The sequence below is a fragment of the Mammaliicoccus stepanovicii genome, from assembly GCF_002902525.1.
GTDB lineage: Bacteria > Bacillota > Bacilli > Staphylococcales > Staphylococcaceae > Mammaliicoccus > Mammaliicoccus stepanovicii.
This window is the reverse complement of sequence record NZ_PPQZ01000080.1, coordinates 1-355: the sequence shown is the minus strand read 5'-3', so window position 1 is coordinate 355 and position 355 is coordinate 1. Positions and strand designations below refer to the sequence as shown.

General features: G+C 43.1%; 1 protein-coding gene. It reads left to right on the top strand.

Features of this window, described 5'->3' with window-relative positions; genetic code table 11:
- Positions 1 to 355, top strand: a 355-nt coding sequence (locus CD111_RS12505; RefSeq protein ID WP_206124244.1) for a hypothetical protein, incomplete at both ends; no start/stop codon positions are given.

Here is a 355-nt window from a genome sequence, read left to right as displayed (position 1 = left end):
TGCAGGTACTGATCCAACAAATCCTGATTCTGATGGTAATGGTACACCAGATGGTGATGAAGATGCCGATAATGATGGTATTCCAAACAAAGACGAGTCTGATCCGAACGGCACAACGGTAACGGATAAAGATAACGATGGTAAACCTGATATCACGACACCTAAGGTGAATGACACTGATGGCGACGGCATTCCAGATGATCAAGATCCTGATATCGATGGCGATGGTATCAACAATAAAGATGAAGAAGTTGCGGGCACTGATCCAACAAATCCTGATTCTGATGGAAATGGTACACCAGATGGAGACGAAGATGCGGATAATGATGGTATTCCAAATAAAGACGAATCTGAT